The 6,971-nt window shown below is 69.3% G+C and carries 5 protein-coding genes and 2 rRNA genes; 4 read left to right on the top strand and 3 right to left on the bottom strand.

Features of this window, described 5'->3' with window-relative positions; translation table 11 throughout:
• Both AB0C33_RS45705 and rrf read left to right on the top strand, forming a co-directional pair.
• Positions 1 to 97, top strand: a 23S ribosomal RNA gene (locus AB0C33_RS45705); the annotation flags it as partial.
• A 142-nt stretch (positions 98 to 239) separates the two neighbouring features.
• Positions 240 to 356: ribosomal RNA gene (gene rrf / locus AB0C33_RS45700) — 5S ribosomal RNA — on the top strand.
• A gap of 966 nt (positions 357 to 1,322) precedes the next feature.
• On the opposite strand, the gene AB0C33_RS45695 is transcribed toward rrf, so the two are convergent.
• Positions 1,323 to 2,693, bottom strand: a complete 1,371-nt coding sequence (locus tag AB0C33_RS45695; protein ID WP_358300261.1) for a hypothetical protein — start codon at positions 2,691 to 2,693, stop codon at positions 1,323 to 1,325.
• Here AB0C33_RS45695 and AB0C33_RS45690 point away from each other — a divergent pair.
• Positions 2,637 to 3,668 (top strand): hypothetical protein, encoded by a 1,032-nt coding sequence (locus AB0C33_RS45690; RefSeq protein WP_358300258.1) that lies wholly within the window; start codon positions 2,637 to 2,639, stop codon positions 3,666 to 3,668. The genes AB0C33_RS45695 and AB0C33_RS45690 overlap by 57 nt on opposite strands.
• Positions 3,669 to 3,750: 82 nt before the next feature.
• Here the strand turns inward: AB0C33_RS45690 and AB0C33_RS45685 are convergent, their stop codons facing one another.
• Positions 3,751 to 4,677, bottom strand: coding sequence for an MBL fold metallo-hydrolase (locus tag AB0C33_RS45685; protein ID WP_352364472.1), 927 nt, complete (start codon positions 4,675 to 4,677; stop codon positions 3,751 to 3,753).
• Positions 4,678 to 4,787: 110 nt separating this feature from the next.
• Between AB0C33_RS45685 and AB0C33_RS45680 the strand changes: the two genes are divergently transcribed.
• Complete coding sequence (locus AB0C33_RS45680) at positions 4,788 to 5,180, top strand: single-stranded DNA-binding protein (RefSeq protein WP_358300254.1); 393 nt, start codon at positions 4,788 to 4,790, stop codon at positions 5,178 to 5,180.
• Between the two features lie 82 nt (positions 5,181 to 5,262).
• On the opposite strand, the gene AB0C33_RS45675 is transcribed toward AB0C33_RS45680, so the two are convergent.
• Positions 5,263 to 6,870 (bottom strand): DUF1015 domain-containing protein, encoded by a 1,608-nt coding sequence (locus AB0C33_RS45675; RefSeq protein ID WP_358300251.1) that lies wholly within the window; start codon positions 6,868 to 6,870, stop codon positions 5,263 to 5,265.
• Positions 6,871 to 6,971 lie beyond the last annotated feature (101 nt).

The following is a 6,971-nucleotide window of genomic DNA, read 5'->3' as shown; positions in this document are numbered from 1 at the left end:
GTAAGGCTCCCGGTAGACGACCGGGTTGATAGGCCGGAGGTGGAAGCACGGTAACGTGTGGAGCTGACCGGTACTAATAGGCCGAGGACTTGACCACAAAGCATAATGCTTTGGTGTGTGCTGCGCTCTGTTACTCTTCGCCGGGTCCGGAGCTGCGCCACACCAAGGAAATTCTTGCCCGCGTCCACTATGCAATTCTGAAACAGCAAGCGGCAGTCCGCTTGACAGTTTCATAGAGTTACGGCGGTTATTGCGAGAAGGAAACACCCGGTTACATTCCGAACCCGGAAGTTAAGCTTCTCTGCGCCGATGGTACTGCACTCGGGAGGGTGTGGGAGAGTAGGTCACCGCCGGACAATCTTTCAAAGAAGCCCCACACGGATCGTGTGGGGCTTCTTTGCGTTGTACACGTTTTCCGATGAAGAGCTCAGATGGCGCGCAGCACAACACGCCTTGGGAGTTCGGTTCCGTGTAAACGCGGCTGGCCACCAGTCGCGCCGGCCAGCTCGCGAACACGGAGCTTCCTGTAAGGGCAGGGGCGCTGTAGGGGACTCCATGTGTTGACGCGCTCTCCGTACCTGGCTTGCCCCTGTTGGATACGAGCACATCGACCCCAGCGACTGCCGTTCCGTGCCTGGAGGTCGGGCGCGACGCCTTATATGCCTCGTGAGCCTGCCATGGGGGATGGCGGTGAGCCAATTGCTGCACACACGGTTGAACCGGCAATTCCTCGGCCGCCTCTCCTGGCAGGAGCGGTGCGCTAGGTGTCGTTCTGGTGCCTTCTGGATCGGTCGCATTAGAGCAGAGCCCCTCTTGGGGCGTCTGGCGCCCAGCAGTTGTGAGGAGCCACCCCTAGGCCACAGGCTCGTCCGCGATGTGTCTCGCAGAACTCGTCGTTCACAGGCTTCCTCCAATGCCTCCGGAGACACGTGCACGAGAACGTCCGCCAGATGTAGATGAGGAGACCTCCTGCGTCTTTCTAGTGAGCGGCGTTCTGTGGGTGGAGGTGCAGCTGGGATCGTCGTGGGTGGCTGGAGGGCTCGTTAACGGTCGGGGGCTTGCTAGGCTGGGGGGGAGCGGGCCACCCCCACGGGTGGCCTTCGTCGCGTAAGGCCCGCGGGCGGGCGGCGACCAGCCACGGTGGACCGCCGTTGTGAGTCCGCTGAGTGAGCCAACGAAATGGACCAGAAGTGAACAGTGATAACGGATCGGACGGCGGACAGCGCGGGCGCGGCGACTACGGGGACAGGCGCTCCAGCGGCGGCAGGACTGGCGGATACGGCTCTCGCGGGCGTGATTCCGGTGGCGATCGTCCGTTCCGTTCAGAGGGCCGGCCGCGGCCGTACAACCGCGAGGACAGAGCGCCCCGAAGCGGGGAGGGTTCCCGCGACGAGCGTGCGCCGCGGCGCGAGGGCGGTTTCCGGGATGAGGGCCGCTCCTACCGCGACCGGGACGACCGCGGACCCCGCCGCGAGGGCGGCTACGGTGACCGCCGTGAAGGCGGAGGCAGCTACGGCGAGCGTCGCGAGGGCGGCGGCGGCGAGCGTCGAGAGAGCCGGTACGGCGATCGCGGGCCGCGTCGTGAGGGTTTTGACCGTGGTCCGCGTCGTGAGGGCTTCGACCGTGGTCCTCGCCGGGAGGGCTTCGATCGCGGGCCGCGTCGTGAGGGTGAGGAGCGTCCTCCTTACCGGGACCGGGATGATCGCGGGCCGCGCCGTGAGGGCGATGACCGCCGTCCGTACCAGGACCGTGGGCCGCGCCGTGAGGGCGGTGGCTACGGTGACCGCGGGCCGCGTCGTGAGGGCGACGAGCGTCGTCCCTTCCAGGACCGCGGACCGCGGCGTGAGGGCGGCGGCTATGGTGACCGTGGGCCGCGCCGTGAAGGTGGCGGTTTCGGTGACCGTGGGCCGCGCCGTGAAGGTGGCGGTTTCGGTGACCGCGGTCCGCGCCGTGAAGGCTTTGACCGGGGTCCGCGCCGTGAAGGCTTTGACCGGGGTCCGCGTCGTGAGGGCTTCGAGCAGGGTCCGCGTCGTGAGGGGTTCGACCGAGAGCGTGGGCCGCGTCGCGAGGGCTTTGACCGCGGGCCGCGCAGGGAAGGCTTCGACCGCGGGCCGCGTCGCGAAGGCTTCGACCGGGGCCCGCGCCGTGAGGGCGGCGGGTACGGCGAGCGCCGCGACGACCGCTTCGGTGACCGGGGCCCGCGCCGGGAAGGCTATGACCGTGGTCCTCGTGGTGAGGGCTCCGAGCGTGGTCCCCGTGAGGGCTTCGACCGTGGTCCGCGCCGTGAAGGCGGCGGTTACGGTGACCGTGGTCCGCGTCGCGAAGGGGGGCCGCGCCGAGAGGGCGGGTTCCGTGACGACCGCGGCGGCGGGCAGCGTCGTGAGGGGTTCGACCGGGGTCCCCGTCGCGAGGGTGGCTACGACCGTGGCCCGCGTCGCGACGACTCCTACGGGCCTCGTCGCGAGGGTGGCGGTTACCGTGAGTCGCGTCCGTTCTCGCGTGACGACCGCGGGGAGCGTCCGGGCGGCGGCACCCGCGCCAGGTACGGCCGCGAGGAGCGCGACTCCGACGCCCCGCAGCGCGAGAGGCTGCCCGAGGTGGCGCCCGACATCACCGCGGAAGAGCTCGACAAGGAAGTGCGCGAGGAACTGCGTTCGCTGCCCGGTGACCTCTCCGACCTGGTCGGCAGGCACCTGGTCGCCGCCGAGCGCGCCCTTGAGGAGGACGATCCCGACAAGGCGCACGAACACACCAAGGTGGCGCGTCGGTTCGCCGCTCGCATCGGTGTCGTACGCGAGGCTGCGGGCATCGTCGCCTATCGGGCCGGGCACTTCTCCGAGGCGCTCAGCGACCTGCGTGCGGCCAGGAGGATGACGGGGTCCGACGCGTACCTGCCGGTCATGGCCGACTGCGAGCGCGGTATGGGTCGTCCGGAGCGGGCCATCGATCTCGTACGTTCGCCGGAGGCCGAGCGCCTCGACCGGGCCGGACGCATCGAGCTGACGATCGTCGAGTCGGGTGCCAGGCGTGACCTCGGCCAGCAGGACGCGGCCGTGATCACCCTTCAGCGCCTGCCCGAGCTGCGTGACCCGCAGCCCAAGCCGTGGTCGGCGCGCCTCGCGTTCGCCTATGCGGACGCCCTGGCCGACGCCGGGCACCAGGAGGCGGCGACCGACTGGTTCGCCCGTGCGATGGCCTTCGACGAGGACGGCGAGACGGACGCGGCCGAGCGCTACGCCGAGCTCACCGGAGCCGTCATCGAGGACGTCGAGGAGGACTTCGAGGAGGACCTCGACTCCGAGGACGACTTCGACGACGCCGGCGCCGCCGACGCGGGCAAGCTGGCCGAGGAGGAGGAAGAGGACGACGAGGCCCTGGCCGAGGCGGACGACCTCCTGGAGCCCGAGGCCGCCGAGCAGCCTGTCGAGCCGGTCGAGCCTGCCGCGCCTGTCGAGCCGAAGGACGCCGTCGCTGCTGAGACGGCCGAGGTCGCTGCTGAGACGGCTGAGCCGGAGGGCGAGCCCGCCGACGGTGGCGAGGAAGAGAAGCCGGCGGAGGCCGGGACGCCGGGGATCACGCCCGCGTTCATCGAGCCGGACTTCGGTGACGTGCTGGAAGTCGAGACGGACGAATCCGCTCAGGACCGGCCGAAGAAGAACGACGAGTAGGTGTTGCCGCTCCGCCGTACCCCTGATGATCAGGGGTACGGCGGAGTTTTTTTGTGTCACATGGGGTGTGATCGGCCGGTCGTCATCGTTCGACGCGGTTGAGCCAGTGGAGGATGCCCGCGACGTTCGACGGGGCGCCGCTCAGCAGCTCGAACTGCTCGGCCGTCACGTCGTCCGACTGCAGGGCGGTGTAGCGCTCCTTGGTTCGGTCGCGGACCATGGCGACCGCGTGATCGAGGTCGAGCCCCTCCGAATGTGCCTGACGGGTGAGGTCCACCCAGACCCGGAGCTCTTCGGCGGACCGCTCAAGGGTCTCCTGGACGGCGCCGACCGGTCCGTAGTGGCTGAACAGCAACCGTTGCGGACCAAGTGCCTGGAACAGGGCGATCGAGTCGAGGGCCGTCTGAAGGTCGAAGTCCGGCGGCGGGGTGGCGGGGCGCAGGTCGCCGGTCTGGGGCAGGTACACACCCGCGGCGTCCCCGACGTAGAGGTCTCCGGTGGCGGAGTCGATCAGGCCGACGTGGTGCTTGGCGTGGCCAGGCGAGTAGTGGCTGCTCAGCGTACGGCCGTTGCCCAGGTCGATGGCGCCGGTGTCGCCCAGGGCGACGATCCGCTCGGCCTCGGTGGGGGACAGCTCGCCGAAGAGGGTGTCGAGCTGGTCACCCCAGACCATCCGGGCGCTGGCCATCAGACGCGACGGATCGGCCAGATGGCGCGCGCCCTTCTCATGTACCACCACCTGCGCGGACGGGAAGAACTTCGCGATGTCGCCCACACCGCCCGCGTGGTCCAGGTGGATATGGGTCACCACCACGGTGGCCAGGTCGTCCGGGCCGACGCCGAGCGAGGCGAGCGCGTCGCGCACCACGGGGGACGAGGTCGAGGTGCCCGTCTCCACCAGGCACGGCCGATCTCCCAGGATCAGGTAGCCGGCGGTGATGCCCGCGTATCCGGCCATCTTGGTGTCGATCTCATAGACGTCGCCGCCTAGTGCGGTGATGTTGTCCACAGGCACTCCCGCGCGTACATCCGTCATCCCCAGAACGACGTTCGTATCGATCCGGGCTTCCCTTCATCGTAGAGAGTGATCTCCTCCGGAACACAAACGGGAGGACGACAATGGATCGGAACGAGGTCGTGCTGGTGGGGCGGCTGTCGGCGGCGGTCGAGGAATACGCGATGCCGAGCGGCGACATGGCCACGAAGTGGCGCGTCATCGTCCGCCGCCGGCGCAGGCACCGGCGAGGCCCGGCTCTCACCGACAGCATCCCGTGCGTCACGTTCGATCCCGAGGTGGCGGAGATCGTGCGGGGCCTCAAGCCGCGAGACTTCATCGGGGTGACGGGCGCCTTCCGCTGCCGGGTCTTCGGTCCGGCCGCCGCCAAGATCTGGCGGTACGAGGTGGAGGTCAGTGCCGTCAGACCTGTCGAGGAGACGGTTCCTGAGCCGTCTGAGGAGGTGGTTCCGAGCCGGGTGCCGCGGCAGGTGGCTCAGTTGGCCGGGGCGGGGTGACCTTGCCGGCGATGGCGAGGCGCCGCCCCGGAGAGCGCTCGGAGGTGGGCAGGGGAGGCGCGGCCACGCGGCAGGGGCGGCGTCAGTCGATGGCGAATGTGCGCAGGACCAGGCCGGTACGCGGTTTGGGGCCGAAGGAGGTGGACTTGCGGGGCACTCGTTCGCCGCCCGCGGCGACCGCCAGCACGTCATGGACCATGAGCGGCTTGAGGATGACGGCTGTGCCGCCCGTCTGGATCGCGAGCCGCAACGCCGCCTCGGTGTCGTGGTGGACGATGCGTACGGCCCGCTCGTCGTCCTCCATGCCCCACACCTTGGGCAGGATGAACTCGCTCAGGATCGAGGTGTTCAGCGAGTTCCAGCGGTCCGAATGGTGGTCCGGCATCGCCAGGTTCAGCTGCACCGGGTCGGGATCCGTGAGCAGATGGGTGCCGCTCTCGCCGGCGAGCAGGAAGGCGGGCTCGGCCGCGTTCTGCAGTGCCTCCAGGCCCTGCGCCAGGTCGTCGTAGTCGTGCACCTGCCAGGCGCCCCTGGCCCGGGCGGCGGCCTCGGTCAAGGGGAGACCGGGGATGACGCGGTGGATGGCCTTGAGGTCGGGTGGGTAGGCGGTGGAGTCGACGATCAGGGCCAGCCCGAAGTCCCAGGGGCCCAGCGCCTGCCGGGGGTCGGCCGGGGCGGAGGCCGATTCGGCTGACGGATGGGCCAGGTGATCGGTCAGCTCGTGCCGGAACGAGGTGACTGGGCTGGGAGAGGGCGTTACGGGGCGGTCCGGCGCGGTGGAGTGTTCGGGGGACGGGGGCAATGTGTCCTGGGAGTTACGGGTGGACGGGCTCAGGGGCGCGTTGAGGGTGACGTGCTGAGAAGCCTGGAGGTCGTAGGGCGTGGCTTGGTGGGTTCCGTCCCGCAGGGCTTGGCGGGCGGCGTGCTCCTGACGCTGGAGGACGCAGTAGGTGGCGTACCGGTGGTGGCCGTCGGCGATCAGGGCCTGACGGTTGCGCAGGTCGGCGTTGATGGCGTCTATCTCGTCCTGGTCGGTGATCGCCCACAGCCGGTGGGTGAGGCCGTCCTCGGTTCCGGCCGTGACGAGGGGCGGTCGTTTGGCGGCCACCTCGTCCACCAGGCGGGTCGCCTTGCCGTTGTCGCCGTTGTAGAGCAGGAAGATGGGTTCGAGGTTGGCCTCGGTGGTGCTCATGAGGGCCAGCCGGTCGGCGATGGGGCCGGGCATGACGTCCTCGTGGGGGAGGATGACGCGTTCGGCGGGGTCGACCAGGCCGACGTCGCCGATCAGGCCACGCTGGAGGACGTGCGGGCCGCTCTGCTCGTACACGTACAGGGCGGGGGTGTCATCGGCCACCAGGACGCCGGCGTCCAGCCAGGCCCTCAGCGTGTCCCTGGCCTCGGAGTAGCGGGCTTCGAGCGGCACCTCGGTCCGGTGGCGGAGTCTGGACGGGGTATCGGCCGGGCCGCGATGGGTGCCGGGTTCGGTGGCGGGTGTCGCTTCGGGGTTGCAGGGAAGGATGAGGCGGACGACGTTGTTCGGGTGGGAGGCAAGGAGGGCTTCGACGTCCGCATCGCTGATCAGGTCGTACGGTGGGGAGGTCACCTTGGCGGGATCTTCGACATCGAAACGTACGCCTCGGAAGGGCCGTAGCACCAGTCCGTCAGGCACCGGCAGTTCAGGAGTCCCCATACCGGGCATGCTCCCATAAATGCTTGCGCCTACCAGGAGTTGCCCCAATCGTTTGCTGTCGCGCCCCTTACGCGGCGGAGCGGGAGCGAGGTTCGTCGTCC

It is taken from the genome of Nonomuraea sp. NPDC048881, assembly GCF_040649795.1.
Lineage (GTDB): Bacteria > Actinomycetota > Actinomycetes > Streptosporangiales > Streptosporangiaceae > Nonomuraea.
This window is presented reverse-complemented; position numbering and strand designations above follow the sequence as displayed.

Excerpts from the sequence above, each read along its gene's own strand:
- AB0C33_RS45675 (WP_358300251.1), bottom strand. The coding sequence starts at position 6,870 with ATGGGGACTCCTGAACTGCCGGTGCCTGACGGACTGGTGCTACGGCCC.
- AB0C33_RS45680 (WP_358300254.1), top strand. The coding sequence starts at position 4,788 with ATGGATCGGAACGAGGTCGTGCTGGTGGGGCGGCTGTCGGCGGCGGTC.